Annotated in this window: 16 protein-coding genes; 9 read left to right on the forward strand and 7 right to left on the reverse strand. The window is 41.2% G+C overall.

The window, feature by feature from the left end; translation table 11 throughout:
- Nucleotides 1-404: 404 nt before the first annotated feature.
- Nucleotides 405-770: a VOC family protein gene (locus V7K62_RS04655; protein WP_334862189.1), complete on the forward strand. Its 366-nt coding sequence runs from the start codon at nucleotides 405-407 to the stop codon at nucleotides 768-770.
- Nucleotides 771-793: 23 nt separating this feature from the next.
- On the opposite strand, the gene V7K62_RS04660 is transcribed toward V7K62_RS04655, so the two are convergent.
- The gene (locus V7K62_RS04660) at nucleotides 794-2,089 is read right to left on the reverse strand and encodes a hypothetical protein (protein ID WP_334862191.1); all 1,296 of its coding nucleotides are present in this window, start codon (nucleotides 2,087-2,089) and stop codon (nucleotides 794-796) included.
- 38 nt (nucleotides 2,090-2,127) lie between these two features.
- Nucleotides 2,128-3,201, reverse strand: a complete 1,074-nt coding sequence (gene murG, locus V7K62_RS04665; protein WP_334862193.1) for an undecaprenyldiphospho-muramoylpentapeptide beta-N-acetylglucosaminyltransferase — start codon at nucleotides 3,199-3,201, stop codon at nucleotides 2,128-2,130.
- A gap of 84 nt (nucleotides 3,202-3,285) precedes the next feature.
- On the opposite strand from murG, the gene V7K62_RS04670 reads away from it, so the two are divergent.
- Complete coding sequence (locus V7K62_RS04670) at nucleotides 3,286-4,125, forward strand: nuclear transport factor 2 family protein (protein ID WP_334862195.1); 840 nt, start codon at nucleotides 3,286-3,288, stop codon at nucleotides 4,123-4,125.
- Between the two features lie 150 nt (nucleotides 4,126-4,275).
- Here the strand turns inward: V7K62_RS04670 and V7K62_RS04675 are convergent, their stop codons facing one another.
- Entirely contained in the window at nucleotides 4,276-5,400 is a 1,125-nt protein-coding gene (locus V7K62_RS04675) for an RNA-guided endonuclease InsQ/TnpB family protein (protein WP_334862197.1), read from the reverse strand.
- A gap of 263 nt (nucleotides 5,401-5,663) precedes the next feature.
- On the opposite strand from V7K62_RS04675, the gene V7K62_RS04680 reads away from it, so the two are divergent.
- From V7K62_RS04680 to V7K62_RS04695, 4 genes are all read left to right on the forward strand, one after another.
- Nucleotides 5,664-6,437, forward strand: coding sequence for an SDR family oxidoreductase (locus V7K62_RS04680; protein ID WP_334862199.1), 774 nt, complete (start codon nucleotides 5,664-5,666; stop codon nucleotides 6,435-6,437).
- Nucleotides 6,438-6,974: 537 nt separating this feature from the next.
- Complete coding sequence (locus V7K62_RS04685) at nucleotides 6,975-7,445, forward strand: NADAR family protein (RefSeq protein WP_334862201.1); 471 nt, start codon at nucleotides 6,975-6,977, stop codon at nucleotides 7,443-7,445.
- A 554-nt stretch (nucleotides 7,446-7,999) separates the two neighbouring features.
- Nucleotides 8,000-10,741, forward strand: coding sequence for a GAF domain-containing sensor histidine kinase (locus V7K62_RS04690; protein ID WP_334862203.1), 2,742 nt, complete (start codon nucleotides 8,000-8,002; stop codon nucleotides 10,739-10,741).
- A 630-nt stretch (nucleotides 10,742-11,371) separates the two neighbouring features.
- Nucleotides 11,372-12,142, forward strand: a complete 771-nt coding sequence (locus V7K62_RS04695) for a hypothetical protein (RefSeq protein ID WP_334862205.1) — start codon at nucleotides 11,372-11,374, stop codon at nucleotides 12,140-12,142.
- Nucleotides 12,143-12,236: 94 nt separating this feature from the next.
- Here V7K62_RS04695 and V7K62_RS04700 read toward each other — a convergent pair whose 3' ends face one another.
- Nucleotides 12,237-13,091: a phosphate/phosphite/phosphonate ABC transporter substrate-binding protein gene (locus tag V7K62_RS04700; RefSeq protein WP_334862327.1), complete on the reverse strand. Its 855-nt coding sequence runs from the start codon at nucleotides 13,089-13,091 to the stop codon at nucleotides 12,237-12,239.
- 181 nt (nucleotides 13,092-13,272) lie between these two features.
- Here V7K62_RS04700 and V7K62_RS04705 point away from each other — a divergent pair, with 181 nt between their 5' ends.
- Complete coding sequence (locus V7K62_RS04705) at nucleotides 13,273-14,187, forward strand: Tll0287-like domain-containing protein (RefSeq protein ID WP_334862207.1); 915 nt, start codon at nucleotides 13,273-13,275, stop codon at nucleotides 14,185-14,187.
- Nucleotides 14,188-14,232: 45 nt separating this feature from the next.
- Here the strand turns inward: V7K62_RS04705 and V7K62_RS04710 are convergent, their stop codons facing one another.
- Nucleotides 14,233-15,609: a protein kinase domain-containing protein gene (locus V7K62_RS04710; RefSeq protein WP_334862209.1), complete on the reverse strand. Its 1,377-nt coding sequence runs from the start codon at nucleotides 15,607-15,609 to the stop codon at nucleotides 14,233-14,235.
- A 331-nt stretch (nucleotides 15,610-15,940) separates the two neighbouring features.
- On the opposite strand from V7K62_RS04710, the gene V7K62_RS04715 reads away from it, so the two are divergent.
- Together V7K62_RS04715 and mltA are read left to right on the forward strand one after the other, a co-directional pair.
- On the forward strand, nucleotides 15,941-16,195 hold the full coding sequence (locus V7K62_RS04715; protein ID WP_334862211.1) for a hypothetical protein: 255 nt from the start codon (nucleotides 15,941-15,943) through the stop codon (nucleotides 16,193-16,195).
- Nucleotides 16,196-16,198: 3 nt separating this feature from the next.
- Complete coding sequence (gene mltA / locus V7K62_RS04720; protein WP_334862329.1) at nucleotides 16,199-17,482, forward strand: murein transglycosylase A; 1,284 nt, start codon at nucleotides 16,199-16,201, stop codon at nucleotides 17,480-17,482.
- A 124-nt stretch (nucleotides 17,483-17,606) separates the two neighbouring features.
- Here mltA and V7K62_RS04725 read toward each other — a convergent pair whose 3' ends face one another.
- Both V7K62_RS04725 and V7K62_RS04730 read right to left on the reverse strand, forming a co-directional pair.
- Complete coding sequence (locus V7K62_RS04725) at nucleotides 17,607-18,476, reverse strand: DUF5895 domain-containing protein (protein WP_334862213.1); 870 nt, start codon at nucleotides 18,474-18,476, stop codon at nucleotides 17,607-17,609.
- A 324-nt stretch (nucleotides 18,477-18,800) separates the two neighbouring features.
- Nucleotides 18,801-18,995, reverse strand: coding sequence for a hypothetical protein (locus tag V7K62_RS04730; protein WP_334862215.1), 195 nt, complete (start codon nucleotides 18,993-18,995; stop codon nucleotides 18,801-18,803).
- Nucleotides 18,996-19,115 lie beyond the last annotated feature (120 nt).

Consider the following 19,115-nt stretch of genomic DNA (forward strand, 5'->3'; position numbering starts at 1 on the left):
CAACCGATGTAGATGCGGTTATTGGTGCTGGTGATCCATTCGCAGAATCGATCCCATACGTTGGCGCTTTCGCGACGTTGTAAGGTTGCTGTCATGGTTTTATAATTGCGGTTATTTATGAATCAGGCGGTTTTGTCTTTGCCTGTGAAACTACTTTACACTGCTTTACAATTTTTAATCAACTTTTATTACTTCAGTAAATCTGATATGACTTATCAGGTTTACTTATTTAATAGACATCGTTTAGTGTTTGCGGGTATTTCAAATACATTGAACACAGATTTAGATATATTTACTCTGGTGTAAGCGCCCAAAAGATAAAATAGAAAGGAACATTGTTGTTATCGACCCTGAAATAGAGAGTTGATATCGATTACTACCAAAATTAGGAGGGAAGGTGTGACATGACAATTACTCTAAATCACACCATAGTGCCGGCACATGACAAAGAAGCATCGGCGAGGTTCTTTGCAAAAATTTTCGGTTTAGAGGTCGAGCTTCCCGTTGGTCACTTCGCTGCTGTGCATATAAATAATGCATTAACGCTCGACTTCGCCGACGCTGAAGCGTTCGAGTCACATCATTATGCGTTCCATGTCAGTGATGAAGAATTTGATGCAATTTTTGCACGCGTCAAAGAGGCAGGTATTGAATATAGTAGCGACCCCATGCATCAGAATAAAGGACAAATTAACCACTGGAATGAAGGTCGTGGCTTCTATTTCTATGACTCCGATGGCCACAACTTAGAATTGTTAACCCGTGCATAGATTTTTGACATCAGGCGAATGCATTACTTTTTGACTAAAAAATATGCTGTAGCATAGTCTGGCAATTGGCCGATATTCTGCCCAAATTCTGTTTTATTCTTAAAAATACCTGCCAAAAAATCGAGCTGATAAAGATTGGGTAAAAATGCTCCGCCTGTATCGGCGATGACTCCCATTTGCAAATGTTTGCGCCCACTCTGAGTATGCTCAATCACAATCACTTTACCTAAACCGATATTCAAAACATCTCCAGCAAAAGTTACTCCGGGTTTGATAGAAATTTTTGTATCTATTTTGTATCCATAGCCTTTAATAGCATCAACTTCTCTAAAATACCAATAACGCTTTTGTGCTGTTGCCTTTAATCCGCGGATATAAGCTATTCCGTTGTTTCTATCTACATTAAAAAATGCCTTATAACCATCTGTAAAATTAATCAGGATTGTTCCTTCCATAATTGCTTCTTCTAAGCCATTTCTGGTTAGATAAGCAAGAGTTGTAACTTTTCCAAATTCTCTACCTCCTGGTTCATAAATACCAGATAAAACATCTTGCTTTGTGTATCGAGTGTAGAACTTATCGTTATTAGAGTTATCTTTTAAGCTATAAATTGGTATATTAAAAGTAGAAGTTTTATTGCGGGAACCAGGGTGAGTAAATACAGCATATTTGGTAATTCGTAATTGTTTTTGCTGTTTACTCTTGGGGTTGTAGGCAGACCATTTAATGACTCGAAAATTGGTATTAATAAAATTAGAGTCTTGTAAACGAGTAGCCCGATTATTAGCAATATCCTCCTTCAAAACAGCAATCATGAAATCCAAAGTTTTGAGGACATCTGGTACAGTAACTCCTTGAGTAGTAAGCACTCCTGGACGCATAATATCTGGATCTTCTGAAGCATAATCTTGAAAATATTTTCTAGTATTAACGAGAACGGTTAACAAATCTCCTTGATTGAACTTAACCTTACTATTTGGTAGTTTTCCTGGAGTAGCAATCTGGCTGCCATTAATGTTAAATTTATATTTTTTGAACTCATCAACAACTGGATAGGATGCAGATGCTGCTAACAAATTCTGTCGAGATGAAAAAGCATTTTTAAACCTTGAGGTAAGTTGATTGGCAGCTTTATTTGAGGTCAGAGAAATCTGTGATTGAAGTAGAGCAGAATTTTCTTGTTGAGTAAATGACTGATTTTGTTGAGCTAGTTGTTTAGTTTTTGAGTGGGTATATAGATAACTACTTGCTAAACTCACAAGTAATAAGGCAGCACAACCTACTGTGAAGCGAAGTTTTTGGCTAAATAACATATTCATAACTTGAAAAATAAATTTCTAATGGTAAATAATTAACGTTATGTTTCTATTACCTCACGCACTAACTGCGCCAACTTTTCGGCACTATCAGGAACTGCGATCGCTTTTGCGTTTTCCCCCATTTTTGCTAACTCTTGCGGTGACTGCAACAAATTCAACACATTACTTTGTAATGCTTCAGTCGTCAACTCAGATTGCTTTAACGTTATCGCCGCACCAGATGAAGTAAATACGTCTGCATTGTAAGATTGATGGTCTTCTGCGGCAAAAGGGTAAGGAATCAAAATCGCTGGCGTCGCACACACTGCTAATTCTGTCAAGCTACCTGCGCCAGAACGGCTAATAGCAAGAGTTGCTCTTTTCAACAACGCCGCCATATTGTTGTAAAAAGGTAAGGCTATGTACTGTGGATGTTTGAGACTATCTGCTTCTGGATCGCGATCGCCAGTTAAATGTACTACATAAATACCAGCATCAAACCAAGCTTTTGCAGATTGGCGCACCAACTTATTCACTGCAACTGCACCCTGACTACCACCAAAAACAACAATTAAAGGAACTCCATCAGGAATAGCTAAATCCAGTGGTGTATTAATTGCCCCATCAAGAAATTGCTCTCTTACGGGAGTACCAACACAGACATTTTTGGCACGGGGTAAATACTTAGCAGCTACTTCAAATCCCAAGGCTACGGCACTACACCAAGGGCCAAAAAAGCGAGTTACTTTACCTGGTAAGGCATTAGATTCGTGGAAAACCACGGGTAAACCAAGGGAACGCGCCGCAATCACGGCAGGCCCGGCAATGTAACCCCCTGTGGTAAACACCCCTTGAAAATTTCCCTGTTTGAGAATTCGTCTGACTTCTAGAATCGAAACGGCGAGTTTACCCATAATGCGAATCGAGGAAAGTCCAAACCCTTGCTGAAACCCTTCAACTGCAATAGTATTCAAGGGATACTGTTTGGGGACAAGTTGAGTTTCTAGCCGATTGGGTACTCCCAGCCATTCTATTTGATAATCTGGAAGTTTTTGGGCCAGTGCGATCGCTGGAAACAAATGTCCACCAGTCCCACTGGCAGCTATTAATAATCGTATCGGTGCGTTTGCCATCAAACCTTTACCGTTTAGGGTCTAGCTTAACTAAGATAAAACAATTTGCTTACTTTCTCTAATCAAATCAGTAAACTCTTACCAATGACTAACATTATTACCGCCTTAGTGAGACGCCAACTCAGATTTCCAGCAAATATCTGGCTAGTTTCCTTCCTGCTGACTATTGGTTTAACAAGTGGTTGGCAACGTACTCAGGCGACGACACCACAGCAATTATCCCAAGCCACTACACCCCAAAATGCACCAGCCGATCTGAAAAATCTGTTGACACAAGTTGATACTGCTGCCAGCCAAGGCGATGTCAAAAGGGTGTTGCAATTCTACAGCCCCAATTTCACTCATGGGGATGGATTAAACCTCCAAACCCTGGAAAAGTCTTTGACTTCACTTTGGCAACGATATCCGAAATTGCAATACAGTACGAAACTGCTATCTTCAAAATCTGAAGCCAATGGGATTATTGCTGAAACAGAAACGAAGATAACTGGCTTACCCTCCAGTAACAGTAATAAGTTGGCTCTGAATGCGACGATTAAATCGCGTCAGCGCATTGAAGGCGGAAAAATAGTCCGCCAAGACATTTTGTCAGAACGTACCCTACTTACCTCTGGCAGCAACCCGCCCCAAATTGATATTAAATTACCACAGCAAGTCCAAGTCGGTCAGAAGTATAATTTTGATGCGATCGTCCAAGAACCACTTGGTGATGATTTTCTATTAGGAACGGCGCTAGAAGAATCTATCCAACCAGATAAATTTCTTAACCCTACACCCGTGGATTTGGAATTACTGACATCTGGCGGACTGTTTAAAGTCGGACAAGCACCATCTACCCCTGGTAGCCAATGGGTTTCTGCTGTCATCCTGCGAGGTAATGGAATGACGATGATAACTCAGCGCTTACAAGTGGTGAAGAAGTAGTTAAGAGCGGAGCCGGATTAGGAGTTAGTACGCTAGGCTACCCCTAGCGGACTAAAAATCTGGATAAAGCATTACTTTTAAAACATTTCCGTGAGATCATCTCTCTATCATTGACATACTCCCCGCCCTATAAGGGCAGGGATTCTAGCTTCAAACAGCAATTGCAGGCGTAGCCTGTCTGACATTACCTAAGCTAACAGTTGATGCCCCGACTGCTTGAATGTTTTTAGCGGCGTTTTTGTCTCTTCCATTAACCGATTGACACTCCTGGCAACGCCACTCTCTCACCGACAAGTCTAGTTTTTCTAGAACGTGTCCACAATGAGAACAAGTCTTACTGCTGGGATACCATTGGTCGATAAACACAACCAATTTGTTTTTCTTCTTAGCAACCCATTCTAATATTTGTAGAAACTCACCAAAGGCTAAGTCTGATATTTTTCTACCCCAAAGACGTTGCATCCCCTTGAGATTTAGGGTTTCAAAGCAGAGAATATCAAACTTGTCAGTTAATTCATGGGCTAATTTCCACGCGCCATCCCGTCTACGGTTAGAAATGTCCTCATACTTGCGTACTAGATTCTTTCTTGCTCGTTCACGATTGGATGACCCCTTTAGTTTTTTGGAATGGCGACGACTTGCGCTCTTGACTATTTTCAGCGATTGCTTGAGGAATTGGGGAGACTCAATTTCAGTTCCATCTGAGCAAGTGAGAAATGTACGCAAACCAAAGTCAAATCCCGCTATCTTACTAGTCGTGAATTTTGCTTCTGGATTGCTACCTTCATCAACAACCACAACCATAAACAACTCACCCAATGGTGTGCGCTTTATAGTTAAAGTTTTGACTGTTCCCTCAATCTCTCTAGACTTCCAAAACTGATAAACACGCAGGCCAATTTTAACTTGATTACCACCCAGAAACTTATAACCCGCTTGTTTTAAAGTGAATGATTTATATTTCCTCACCTTCTTAAATCCTGGCGGTCTTACTCCTTTTTTATTGTGCTTAAAGAATAATTGGTACGCTTTCTCAATGCGTTGACAAATATCTTGCACTGCTTGAGAACCTACATATTGCCAAAACGGGTTTTTCTTCCGCAACTTGGCAATATGTGACTGAAGTTTTGCACAACCCAAGTGCTTGCCCCACATCCGATAGTATCGTTTGTGTATGGCGATGCAACGGTTATAAATCACCCCACTCGCATTAATTATTCGCAAGAGGAGTCTATTCCGCTTGTGCTGATATAACTTAAACTTCAGTGTTTTCATGCTAGTATTCTACCATGAATCAACGGCAATATGACGGCATGAAAAAATTAACAATTAGATGCTCAGATGAAGAATATGAAATGCTCGTAGATTATTGCACAGAAGCAAGTCGTACTCAAAATGATGTACTCAGAGAGTTGATCCGGAAATTAAATAAAAGCCGTCCTAGAAGGACGGGGCTTTAGACCCAGTTTTTCGGTAACTTGCTAAATTGTTAAATTGTGTATTTAAATTAACACTGAGTTCTTGACTTTTGACTAACAATGACTTCACTAAAAAATCAAATCATTTTGATCACTGGTGCAAGCAGTGGTATTGGTACTGCTTGTGCAAGAATCTTCGCTGGTGCGGGTGCAAAACTTATCTTGGCGGCACGACGGTTAGAACGTTTGCAGCAACTAGCAGATACTCTTAGTAAAGATTTTAGTACTGAAATTCATTTATTACAGCTAGATGTGCGCGATCGCAATGCTGTTGAATCTGCCATTGCGACTCTACCCCCCGCCTGGTCTGACATCGACATTCTGATTAACAATGCTGGTCTAAGTCGTGGTTTAGACAAGTTGCACGAAGCCAACTTTCAAGACTGGGAAGACATGATTGATACTAACGTTAAGGGTTTACTTTACGTCTCCCGCAATGTCCTTCCGGGAATGGTAAGTCGCGATCGCGGTCATCTGGTAAATTTAGGTTCTATCGCTGGACATCAAACCTATCCCGGTGGCAATGTCTACTGTGCTACCAAAGCTGCTGTGAGAGCAATTTCTGAAGGTTTAAAACAAGACCTGTTGGGTACTCAAATCCGTGTAACTTCCGTTGATCCTGGGATGGTAGAAACGGAATTTAGCGAGGTGCGCTTTCACGGAAATACTGAACGCGCCAACAAAGTCTACCAGGGAGTTACACCCCTGACAGCAGATGATGTGGCTGATGTGATATTTTTCTGTGTGACGCGATCGCCTCATGTCAATATTAATGAAGTTGTGCTAATGCCTGTTGACCAAGCTAGCGCTACCCTGGTAAATCGGCGAACATAGTAAATATATTTAGCGATGAGAAAACCTTAAAGCTAGGGTATTTTTATAAAAGTAAGATGCTCCCCCTAGGGCTGTTGAAAATTTTATATGCTCATTTTCAAAAAAAACCGTGAGATTCTGGGGCTGAACTTATACCAATTTGAAAAAAGAATGTGACAGATACAAACCTGGAAACCCAGATTAAATTAGGCTTTCTTAATTTTGTTGGCGAGTCCACGTACCCCTCCCCTACTCTTAAGCAAGCTAGCAAGAGCGTCTGTCTGCGACACGCTGGGAAGCGTTCCTAGAGAGCGTCATTTTGAATTGGTATTACCCCTTTTAGTTAACCTACTCAAGGTCTTGCAGTTCATGTTTCAGCTTACGTCTAAGGAGTTTGTTATAGCGTTTCCTAATCACATGAGGTACGTCATGGCCCCCTCCTCGCTTGCGGGGAGGGGGTTGGGGGTGGGGTTCTTGTATCTCACTCAACTGAGAACCGCTATAACGCTTTACCTACTCAGCTAGAGTGAAATTGATATATAAAAGAGCAATTTTCAAATGACCATTTACTTTTATAAGGTTTGGCAGCCTTATGGCTGTTTTTCTAACTTTTCTCTCCACCGAATCCACATCGAGGGTGCTTACTGGCCAACGGTTGAGCATTATTATCAAGCACAAAAGTTTGTCGGCAGCACGGATGCAGCAATTATACCTCTCATCTATGCTGCCGCTACCCCAGAAGAAGCTGCCACTTTGGGAAGATGTAGCACTCGCCAACTCCGTCGAGACTGGGATTTGGTCAAAACTGAAATTATGCGAGAAGCTGTACTCAAAAAGTTTCTCACTCATGCTGATATTAGAGAAGTTCTCCTGATGACAGGTGATGAGATTTTGGTTGAAAACTCCCCAACCGATTCTTTTTGGGGCTGTGGTGCTAATAAAGCGGGTCAAAACCATCTAGGTAAAACTCTCATGAGTGTACGTGAAGAAATCCGTAATTTACGATCTTTAACGGTAATTTACGAATAACTTAATCAAAATAGTTACATTCAATAAAAAGTCAGTAATTCAACGGGGAATAGTCAAATTCCCCAGCCAAAAATATTTTAAAAAGTTACTAATAATTTAGTTATTGCTTTGAAGAAATTTTAATTAATTGAATTAATGGGCAAAAATGGTAAAAAAATATTTTAATTTCAAGAAATTATTCCAGCAGTAATTTAAGTAAAATTACTGGAATAGTTTAATGATTGAGAATATAAAATTAGATAGATGTCAGTGATTAAAATTTACTTAACTTTAAACTTGAGATGAAACTTAAAAAGTCTTTAATGATATAGCCGTTTGATATCTTTCTAAATCAACTTTAAAAGAGTCAAAGCGATCAAGCGAAATATCTGACGCTTTTCAAATATTATCTGATCTATTTCCCAAAATATTTGCAACAGATGTACGCCCCTAGCAACGCATTTGTAGCAATAATTTCTTGAAATGGAATAAAAATCAAGGCATTGTTAAGTTGAAAATTTTCATCAGAGACAATTATAAAAAAAATTATACTTCAGTCATGGTGTATATAGGCAATGACATTCACTGATAAACCAAACGAGTTGCAGCAACACTTTCACCAAGAAAGTTTAGTACACCGGATGACAAAACAGATCAGGCGATCGCTCGACCTTCAAGAGATATTAACGACTACTGTTAGCCAAGTGCGTTTATTTTTGGGTGCAGATCGGGTAAAAATGTATCGCTTTGATGCTGATGGTAGTGGTGAAGTCATTGCAGAATCTATTCATGAGCAACGTTTGCCATCCTTATTGGGGCAACGCTTCCCAACCGATGATATTCCAGAAGCCGCCAGAGAGATGTTTTTGTTAGTGGGGCAACGTTCGATTGTCGATGTGGCAAATGAGAAGATCGGCCTATCGCCTCTACAGTCAAAAGAAACTGGTAAACGTCTACAAACTAATATCCACTATCGGCAGGTAAACCAGTGCCATATTCAATACTTAAAGGCAATGGGCGTGCAGTCTTCGTTGGTAGTACCAATTTTAGATTGCGACCCCCAAGAACAATCGGCAAAGCCTAAATTGTGGGGATTGTTGGTATGTCACCATAGTGAACCGCAAAATATTTTGAAGCGGCAACTAAAAGTATTGCAGCAAGTTGCTGACCAAGTAGCGATCGCGATCGCTCAAAGTAATCTACTCACTGAAGCCCACGCCAAGCAAAAGCGAGAAGCTACTATTAATCGAGTCACCACACTATTGCATAAACTGCCAACAATCCAATTACAAGAAGCGCTAGAAGAAGTTATTACTGCCTTCTGTGGAGTCGGTGGCAGGCTTTACATTGCAGAGAGTCGAGAACTATACACCTGGGGCGACCAACCGACACTCCCCTACGAGTTAGGTAACAGTATTATCGAACAGCATCTCGTATGGGAAAACTGGATGGCTGAGTTTGAACAAGGTAATATTTGGGCAACCACCGACCTTTATAAAGAACCACGTTTGCGAGTTTTGGCTTTAGCATTCCGTTCTACTCAAATTCGCGGACTCATGGTGATTCCCGTGCATTACCGCGAAAAATTTATCGGTGTATTAAGTATTTTTCGCTCTGAATTTGAAACGGAAATCTTGTGGGCGGGACGATGTGAACAAAATCGGCGGCAACTGTTACCCCAGCTTTCCTTTGAGGTTTGGCGAGAGCAGAAAAAGGGGCAAGCACTTGAGTGGAAGTTGGAAGACATCTTATTGGCGCGAGCCTTATACGATCATTTCTCAATGGCAATTCAGCAGCAGCAAATGTATAAACAGGTACAATCCCTGAATACCAACCTAGAACGACGGGTGCAAGAGCAAACTGCTGAACTCGAAAAATCATTATTGTTTACCAAAATAATCAAGCAAGTCACAGAGCATATTCGCCGCACATTGGACTTACAGGCAACCCTGCAATCCATCGTTCGGGAAGTCCGTCCCCTGCTAAATTCAGACCGAGTGCTGATTTTCTACCTGAAGACTAAATCGGTGATTGTAGAAGAGATTAATGGCAATTGGCAGTCAGTTTTGGGCGTGAATTCACCACCGGAATGCTTTCCTGATGAGTATGCGCGTCTATACTCTCAAGGTCGGGTACGGGCAATTAACAACGTTTCAACGGCTTCTTTAAGTGATTGTCATCGAGAGTTTTTGCAGAGTCTACAAGTGCAAGCAAACTTAATAGTTCCGATTAATATTGGTATGGAACTATGGGGCTTATTAATTGTCCATGAGTGTGAGGCTCCCAGAAATTGGCAGGATTCAGAAATTGATTTATTGCAGCAGCTGGCAGATCAGGCTGCGATCGCCATTCAACAAGCGCAACTCTACGAACAAACCTCTAATGCCGAAACTGAAGCCAGAAATCAAGCTGCTCAGTTAGAGCATACCCTACATGAACTCCAAGAAACACAGGCAAGATTGATTCAGACCGAAAAAATGTCCGGCTTAGGACAGTTAGTGGCGGGTGTCGCCCACGAAATCAACAACCCCGTTAACTTTATTTACGGTAATCTGTGCCACGCCAGTGACTACACCGAACAACTGCTAGAAATTTTACGTCTCTACCAGCTACACTATCCCCATCCCGATAGTGAAATTAAAGCCGCGATCGAAGCGATCGATTTTGAATTTTTGGTAGAAGACCTCCCAAAAATCATGACCTCAATGGAAGTAGGAACCGAGCGCATCCGTTCAATAGTGCTGTCGTTACGCAATTTTTCTCGCTTGGATGAGGCTGAAAACAAGCGTGTTGACCTGCATGAAGGCATTGACAACACCTTATTAATTTTGCAACATCGGCTGAAAGGAAATGCTGAATCTCCACGCATTCAAATAATTAAAGATTATGGCAATATCCCACGGGTGGAATGCTATGCCGGTCAAATGAATCAGGTATTCATGAATATTTTCAGCAATGCCATAGATGCTCTAGAAGTAGAGAGTAGGGAATGGCGAGATCGGGGGGACAAGGAGAATAACTCATGCCCAATTCCAACTGTCCAGATTTCCACTAAAGTCTCAGCAGACAACTCTCGTCTGTTAATTCGTATTACTGACAACGGGCCCGGAATGAATGAAGACGTGAAAAAGCGAATTTTTGACCCGTTTTACACTACCAAGCCTGTGGGCAAGGGTACAGGGTTGGGACTAGCAATCAGCTATCAGATTATTGTCGAAAAACATGGGGGAACAATGGAGTGCATTTCAAAACCTGGCAAAGGTACAGAATTCTGGATTGAGATTCCCGTCAAGCCTCCAGCCAAAATAGTTAACTAAAGGTAGAGGAGTAGGGAGTGGGGGATAAGGACACAGGCGAAGAATAACTATTGGTTATTGACCAATGCTATTAGTTTCAAAACTTAAAAATTGCTCAGTCAATTTTTAAACTCATCCAAAAGGTAGATGATAATTTTCTTAATATATAGACTCAATAAAATATCTATAGTTTATCCAGAGTCTGCAATATATTGAATTTGATTACAAACCATTTAAAAGTAAAGTTTAATTGCAAAAAAAGTCTTTCCTATCTACAAGTGATAATTTAATAATTGAAGCTACTAAATAAGCTTCCCTGGCAGATATAACAGCTGCATTTGGAATGTAGTAAGAGGTAAAAGACGCTGTTTAACTTACATCTGTCTCGTGAAAACACAGCAACACCCAACACGAAAACTCCTATTTCCTCAAAGATGGAAGATTAGGGGGCACTGTAACTGATTTTCATTACTTGTTTACAGAAGCGATGAAAGATAGTACATCCCTGGGTAGGATAAACAAAAAGAGGAGATAGTTTAGTGAGTAGAGGTTTGGGTGTTGTTGTGTTTAAAGATAAGTCTGAAATAGATACTCCTCTGGATGTAAGATTATACGAAGTTGAATAGCGAAAAATAGTTGAAATAGCGCCTTATGTCAATAATTGCGCTCAGAGCGTGGTATCTACAGGATTATGAGCCGATTCCCGAACTGGAAAAACGTCCGCCAGACATTCGCTTAAGCAAAAAAAGCCTGCTGAAATCGGCATTGCGAGCAGACTTTTTGGAAGAAAGTGACGAAGTTAAGCAATCAACTTGGTTTGGGCGCTATCTGGAAGGGGAAAATATTGAATTTTATATTGAAGGTAGTGGTGGCTATTGTGTCTCTAACATTGACTTAATTAGTCATGAAATTTATTTCACCAAGCAGGCGGTGTTGGCTCAGTTAGAACCAACGATTTTTTTATCCTATCAAACTGAGTATGCCGCAGCGACAAATGTTCTCAGAGAAGAACTGCGAATAAGTTTGGACAATTTAAACTTGCGATCGCGTCTTCCCCTAACATTAGTAGAATCCTCTCGTCCCAGCGGTGCTACTCTCCGAATTAACCGCACAATCATGCGGAAAATCCGTAAGAGTTTGTTATTTATAGCTGACACCACAGCCATTGCTAGTATTGATGGTAAAGAAACCCCCCAATTAATTCCCAGTCCGAATGTCTGTATTGAGATTGGCTATGCCATCCAAAGTAAGCGTTCAGAACAGATTTTACTCGCGCAAATGCAACGCCCAGACTTTGAAGGTCAATTTCCCTTCGACTTACCGACACAGCAAATTTTGCAGTTCCAAGACACTACAGAACTGAATAAAATCCTCACAGAGACGATTAAAAACCAGCTAGCACGATTCAAATTGTTTTTTTGACCTAAATTTATGCTTAATGCTGAAAATAGAATATTTGAGCATTAGATGAGCATTTTAGAGAAAGCAAAGGCTGAAAGTATTGTTATTGCTTTAATTAGAATAACTGAACAGGCTTATTTTGGAGCTTGGAACTAATTGAGCTTACCCGATCGACCACAGAAATCATGTATTTGTAATCTGGTACTTGTCCATTGGGTACATACCCCACTTCTTGAGCTAAATCTGAAGGCGAATCACTCATCACTTTGCGGATAAACTCTTGACGGTTACGTTCTACATTCGGCCCAATCAAGACCACACCTAATGGTACATAGTGAGGGTCTTTAAATAGTATGCGGAATTCAGTTGGGGCCAACTGTGAACTGTAGAGACTTAATTCCGCCTCCGAGACAGCACAGGCGATCGCTTTTCCTTGAGCGACCAATTCCAGCGCGGCTTTGGGTGTGGGTGCAAATAGTATCTCAGCTAGTGTTGTACCATAAAGATTGTAAAGAGGGAAATAATATCCTGTTGCAGAACCTAACTGTCCTAAAGCCACTGTTTGACCTTGTAGCTGTTTCAAGTCGGTTATCGCATTGTCTTTGCGAACAACAAAGATGGAACGCAAATTACTAATACCTATTAAAGGAAATAGGGGAACATATTGGTGGCGTGCGATCGCAATAGCCGCTAAACCCGGTGGAGCAAATACCAATGACCAAGCACGAGCCTCAAGGCGCTCAACCGCTCTATTTTCATTAAAAACAGGCTCTAGCTGAATATATGCATTTGTCTTTTCACCCAAGTAAGTATTGAATTTAGCATATTGATTAATTATCTGTTCGCCTCCACCATAGTTGATCACACCAACAGTTAAAGTGCCCTCAAAGTCATTTGGTGGTTTGCAGGCAACAAATGTAAAACCTAGCAGATGAAACAGAAATAACCGACGGGGAAATCGCAAAAACATCATTAATTATGGTTAAGGAAATAATTTGGCTTGAAAGACTAATTTAGATAAATTTGACTACTGCCTAAACAGGTTATATTGCAGTTAAAAATTAATATTTATTTAAATATCGTTGAGAGGCTTTCTAACAGGTATAAATAAATATTAGACAAACTCAGATACCACCTTCGTTGCTTAAGTTATGTTGAATAACATTACGTTAAAAAATGTAAAAATAGGTGCTAAATTTAACTTACTTTTAATATTAGTTTTCATAGTCAGTATTGTGGGGAGTGGCGTTGCCTTATCCAGTGTACTGCAAGGGAGAGCGCAAAATGAAGTGGCTTCTCAAGCACAAATTTTGATCGAAATGGTGAACGCAGTTAGAAACTATACACAAAATCGTATAGATCCTCTATTAGAACCTAGACTAGATACTAACCCAACTTTCATGCCTGAAGTAGTACCAACTTTTTCTTCTAAAGAGGTTTTTGAAAATTTTCGGAAAAAGCCTGAATTTAAAAACTTTTTTCATAAAGATGCAACACTTAATCCAACTAATTTAGCAGATAAAGCTGATAATTTTGAAACTCAACTTGTCGAGCGTTTTCGCAATGAACCCAAGACTCTAGAAATTACAGGCTTTCGTAAATTGTCAGAAGGCGAAGTCTTTTACATTGCGCGACCACTAAAGATTACACAAGAGAAATGTTTGCGATGTCATTCTACACCAGATCAGGCTCCTAAGACTCAGTTAGTAAATTATGGCTCGGAAAATGGTTTTGGCTGGCAACTCAATCAGATTGTTTCTGCCCAAATAATCTCTGTTCCTTCTCAAGAAATTTTTGCCAATGCCAAACGGACTTGGATATTGATAATGGGACTTTTAATTACGATCTTTGCCATCGTAGTTTTTTTAATTAACTTCTTAATCACAAAATATGTGATTCAGCGCATCAGAAAAATTGAAAAAATCGCCCAAAAAGTTAGTATTGGTGATATGAGTGCTGATTTTGAAGAAAACTCTAATGATGAAATTGGCGGGTTAGCAGAAGCATTTAATCGGATGAAAGCTAGCTTAAAAATAGCTCTGGAGATGTTGAATAGCCAAAGCTGATCCCATTTGAGATTTTAGATGATCAAAGAGTCATAATTTAAAAAATCAAGAGAGTAGACGTTGCTCAAATTGCAAAGCTTTTTGAGGTTCGGGAATTTGTGATGCTAAAACTTTCACAAATTCTGCACGAGAAATTTGCCCAGAAGATTTAACAGCCTTTTGGACTAAAAACTTAGCTATTGGGCCAATAAAATCAGCCAATTCCCGCTCACACTGATTCACAAAGCTGTCACTAATTACTTGAGGCTCTTGACTTGGTAAAATCTTTGACTTAGTTTCAGACTTAGTAGTAAATTCCTGTAGTAGAGTAGGTTTTTCTAGGAGGAATATTGTTTTCTTCTTAAAATCAATTTGTTGATTTCCTCGAAGATGAAGGGCTAATTGATTAATTAATTCTTCAAAATTGGGCGATGATGCCGCAACTTGTCGTAGTAATCTTGAGGCTACGGGGCCAACAAATTCTAAAAGAATCGTTTCTAAGCGGTTGTAATTTTCCGCAGACAGGATAGAAGCAGGATATCCAATTGAGTTTTGTTGAGAAAGTGAAGTTTGAGGCGGTTGTGTAACAGATGATGGTGGAAGTGATGGCGGTGCTACTTTCGTATCGAGATGCTGAAGCACCAGTAGAACTTCAGCCGCAGATTGATAGCGCTGTTTGAAGTGGTGTAGCACCATCTTAGATAGCACAGATGCCAACTCAGAACTGACATTAGCTTGATGCTGCCAAGAAATTTCTCCTGTATCTCTGTCCTCCTCAAAGTTTATCGGATGTAACCCTGTCAGCGATTGAATACCAATAATACCCAAAGAATAGATATCGCTGTTGGGGCGGGGCTTACCTTGCCCCTGTTCTGTAGACATATATCCTGGGGTGCCAATGATAATAGTAGCCCCCGTGTGCCCTGAAATTGTAAGCAGTTGAGTTTGGACTTGTTTGACAGCACCAAAGTCAATCAGCACTAACTTACCGTCTTGTTGCCGCCTGATTATATTGTCCGGCTTGATATCTCGATGGATAACATCGTGGCTGTGAATAAATTGCAGAATACTCAACACCTGTTGGAGCAGTTGAATTACTTTCTCTTCTGTCCAACGTTGATTGGGGAAAAGTTCCGCTTTCAGAGTATGCCCTTCAATGAACTCTTGCACCAAGAAGAACTCTTGGTTGTCTTCAAAATAGGCTAAAAGCCGAGGAATCTGGTCATGGTTGCCCAGTTGTTCTAGTGTTTCTGCCTCACTGGTAAATAGCCGTCTAGCAGTTTCGAGAAATTCAGGGCTACGAGTGACAGGCTTAAGGTGTTTGACAACGCATTTCGGGAAACCTGGTCGATGGGTGTCTTGGGCAATGTAGGTTTGACTGAATCCACCTCCACCTAAAACTTGGAGGACTTGATAACGTCCGTCTAATAATTGTCCTAACATTGTGTCACAAGCCTTAAGTCCTCAAATTAATCTTGGCACAACTACTAGCTTTGGCGAGGTTTGTTAAGACAGAAACTAGGTAGGTAATGCTGAAATTCCCAGGTTTTTTGAGGATTGTACAAGAGCTAATGTAAACTTACACTTTTTAAGGAACTGGTTAAAGTATTAGCCGTCTAGAGTCAAGAGTCATTGGGTATTGGGCATTGCTTATTTCTTTTGTCTCCCCTGCCCTTCTGCTCTCTTGCTCCCAACCTCCCGTATGCTTACCCTTTTCATTCGGGGGTTAGGTGGTTAACAATGGGTTGAATGTTTTTTTAAATGATTCAACTTTATGGCTAGAACTGCAAATGAATATGCCGTATACCTCCTACTGGAAAGCGGCCACCGGGAAGAAGTACGTTTTCCTACGATTCAAGAGTTTCAGAAGTGGTATAGCGGCGAACTTGTGCCAAAATCTGCTTCTAATGACTTTATTAGCGTGCCGATCAAAAATATTCAAGGGGAATATATGGTAATACGCCCTTCTCGGATCGTGGCAATCCGGGTAGAACCCATTTTTAGTTCCAGTGTTGAAAGATTCAACTAAATGATCAGAAAAACCCTTGCTTTACTTTCCTTGAGTCTAGGAATTGCCCTTGTAAACCCTCTCTGGTCGGCTGTTGCTCAGGTTCCTAACTTACTGCCGTTGCCAATACGGACTACTCCTGATCTTCCACCTCTGCCAGTACCAATCACTCCTGAGTTAACGCCACCGTTAAAACCAATCGCTATCGGAACCGATTGTACGCTCCGGCCGACTTGTTTGGGTTGGGATGACCAAATTTGGGGTCAAATAGGTAAAACAGGCGTTGGCGCTTCGCCCACCGGAGGCGATCGCAATGCGTTGTTAGCTTCCATTGACAACAGTCTGTTTTACCTAACAAAGAAAGAGGCGATCGCAGCATATCAAAATTATCCAGTTCGGGAAATTACCCTTGATCGCGTCCAGAGGAGTTTGCTACGTTTCCGCCAACTGGTTGTCAGTTCTAAGTCAGCAGCGCAACTACAAGCCGCTGTCCGCAGTGAGTTTGTCTTCTACCAATCTGTGGGCAACGATGGCAAGGGTACTGTTAAGTTCACTGCTTACTATGAACCTGTTTACACCGCTAGCCGTGTCAGGACTGCCATCTATAAGTATCCTCTTTATCGGCTACCACCTGATTTCAGCCAATGGCCTAAACCCCACCCAAAACGAATTGATTTGGAAGGGAAGGATGGTTTACAAGGGAATAAGAGCAAGTTACGTGGTTTAGAACTACTTTGGTTTCGCGATCGCCTTGACGCATACATGGTACATATCCAAGGTTCTGCCCAAATTAAATTAACCAATGGCAAAACAACGTCAGTTGGCTATGCAGGTGGAACTGATTACCCCTGGACTAGTATCGGCAAAGAACTAGCCAAAGATGGCAAACTTCCACTGAATGGATTGACGCTACCACGGATGATTGCTTACTTCCGGCGACAGCCGCGCGAGTTGAACAATTATCTGCCACGCTGGGAACGATTTATTTTCTTCCAAGAAACTGGTGGTACCGCAGCTAGAGGCAGTATTCATGTGCCAGTAACAGCAGAACGTTCCATTGCTACAGATAAGTCTCTCATGCCTCCGGGAGCGCTAGCGCTGATTTACAACTCATTTCCCTATCCTGCCAGTGGTGGCAAACTAGAGAGGCGTACTGTCAGCCGCTTTGTGCTTGACCAAGATACAGGAAGCGCCATCAAAGGCCCGGGCCGGGTGGATTATTTCATGGGGTCTGGTAAACTAGCAGGCGATCGCGCTGGCATCACAGGCGGTAATGGTTCACTATACTATTTGCTGCTCAAAGAATAGATATTGGGCATGGGGCATTGGGAATTGGTTATTTTCCTTGTCTCCCTCATCTCACCCAGTCCCCAGTCCCCATTACCCCTTATCCCCAGAGGGGGCCCCACCTTCCCCAATCCCCAGTCCCCAGCTAATATGGCGGATAAGCAAAATCATCTTCATCAGCATAAACGTAAGAATTGGAAACTCCTGCCATTGCCAATTTAGGCGTTTCTGATTTTACAGGTTCCTTACCAAAATCTTTGTATTCTTCAAAAGTCTTACAAATCATTGCAGACTCAAGAGCATCGGAAGCAATTAAATATTGCGTTAAAGTCCCTACCGTAGGATGTTTGTAGTCCACTGTTGAAGCTACTAAAACCGTATTTGGTTCAATACCTCTTTCTTCACATTCAATGATGGGGCAAAAAATCCCGTGAGCGTGGAACAAAGGGCCTTTTGGTGTCAAAGGTTGCTTGCGGTAGACAGCATAAGCTTTTTCTAGTTCAGCAACGAATCCACTAACTACTCTGCCTTGTTGATATTCGCAGTATGTTTTGCTGAAACTCGCTCCAGCTGCACCATTTAGAGTTAGTTGTAGTGGTGATTCATGTAAAAACTTTTTATTCTCACCCACTATAAAAATTAGATAGCGAGTAAAGGTTTTAAATTTAAGTTTGTCGGCTAAAAAAGCATCATAATTATCTTTGAGTGTACCCAGTTTTAGACCACTTTCCCGGTCTTTAACAGACAATGGCCCCCGACGCACTAGAACCAAGCGTGGAGTGGCGGTAATAAAGACTGTTTCGACTCCAGAGCTAAATTCATGCTCCACTTGCTGCCAATTATCATCTGGCACAAAGCCGACAGCATTGGCATTATCCAGCTTAATCGCCAAACCGTGAGATTGTATGCCATCTGTGCCATACCGAGGATTAATCATCTGACACCAGGGAAGGACTTGAGAAGGCGGTGCATTGAATTTCTCGTCTTCAAAGTCGAAATTAGCAGATGCTTTCATCGTTTTAGGCTATCAAAGTGTTTTATTGAACAAGGTTATCGGCAGGGCGCACAGGAAAGGAGAGCCAGTTATGTGCTGTAGTTCCCAAAGTTTAGGAACTTAAACTGGCGTAGTAGTTTTTCCAGAGTAAGACAGAATCAATCTATGTTGCAATCCCTGTTTTGTTTTTTTACAACAGATTCTTACTTTGGCATCTCCCTATCCCCCGCCAATTTTCTGCTATTTTCGGGCGCTAATCTGATCAAATCACTCGATCGGGACTTATGCAAAATACTGCTTAGATGCTACTTTTTTTCCTTCCGTGGTTAAATTAAGATCAGCAAATTACCCTGAACTTAAAGCAGCGAGAGTCTTCAAATCAGGCACTTCTAAATCAGGTTGACTGACGGCTGGTAAGTTAGCACCAACCCCTTGCTCGGCTCGAAGATTTACCCAGACTGTTGATAATCCCAGAGATTTGGCTGTAACTATATCATGATATACACTAGCAGCAACGTGTAATATCTGCTCTAGCGGCAAATCAATTCTCTCAATAGCCAGTCTGAAGTTGTTTAAGGAGGGTTTGTAGCTTTTTGCCTTTTTACCGTTACCACCTACTTAGAGAGCAGTGCTAACCAAAGTTGTATGGGCGTTATCCAA

Source organism: Nostoc sp. (genome assembly GCF_036917935.1).
Taxonomy (GTDB): Bacteria; Cyanobacteriota; Cyanobacteriia; order Cyanobacteriales; family Nostocaceae; genus Nostoc.

Coding starts and splice junctions, on each gene's coding strand:
- V7K62_RS04655 (WP_334862189.1), top strand. CDS start 405: ATGACAATTACTCTAAATCACACCATAGTGCCGGCACATGACAAAGAA.
- V7K62_RS04660 (WP_334862191.1), bottom strand. CDS start 2,089: ATGAATATGTTATTTAGCCAAAAACTTCGCTTCACAGTAGGTTGTGCT.
- murG (WP_334862193.1), bottom strand. CDS start 3,201: ATGGCAAACGCACCGATACGATTATTAATAGCTGCCAGTGGGACTGGT.
- V7K62_RS04670 (WP_334862195.1), top strand. CDS start 3,286: ATGACTAACATTATTACCGCCTTAGTGAGACGCCAACTCAGATTTCCA.
- V7K62_RS04675 (WP_334862197.1), bottom strand. CDS start 5,400: ATGAAAACACTGAAGTTTAAGTTATATCAGCACAAGCGGAATAGACTC.
- V7K62_RS04680 (WP_334862199.1), top strand. CDS start 5,664: ATGACTTCACTAAAAAATCAAATCATTTTGATCACTGGTGCAAGCAGT.
- V7K62_RS04685 (WP_334862201.1), top strand. CDS start 6,975: ATGACCATTTACTTTTATAAGGTTTGGCAGCCTTATGGCTGTTTTTCT.
- V7K62_RS04690 (WP_334862203.1), top strand. CDS start 8,000: ATGACATTCACTGATAAACCAAACGAGTTGCAGCAACACTTTCACCAA.
- V7K62_RS04695 (WP_334862205.1), top strand. CDS start 11,372: ATGTCAATAATTGCGCTCAGAGCGTGGTATCTACAGGATTATGAGCCG.
- V7K62_RS04700 (WP_334862327.1), bottom strand. CDS start 13,091: ATGTTTTTGCGATTTCCCCGTCGGTTATTTCTGTTTCATCTGCTAGGT.
- V7K62_RS04705 (WP_334862207.1), top strand. CDS start 13,273: ATGTTGAATAACATTACGTTAAAAAATGTAAAAATAGGTGCTAAATTT.
- V7K62_RS04710 (WP_334862209.1), bottom strand. CDS start 15,609: ATGTTAGGACAATTATTAGACGGACGTTATCAAGTCCTCCAAGTTTTA.
- V7K62_RS04715 (WP_334862211.1), top strand. CDS start 15,941: ATGGCTAGAACTGCAAATGAATATGCCGTATACCTCCTACTGGAAAGC.
- V7K62_RS04725 (WP_334862213.1), bottom strand. CDS start 18,476: ATGAAAGCATCTGCTAATTTCGACTTTGAAGACGAGAAATTCAATGCA.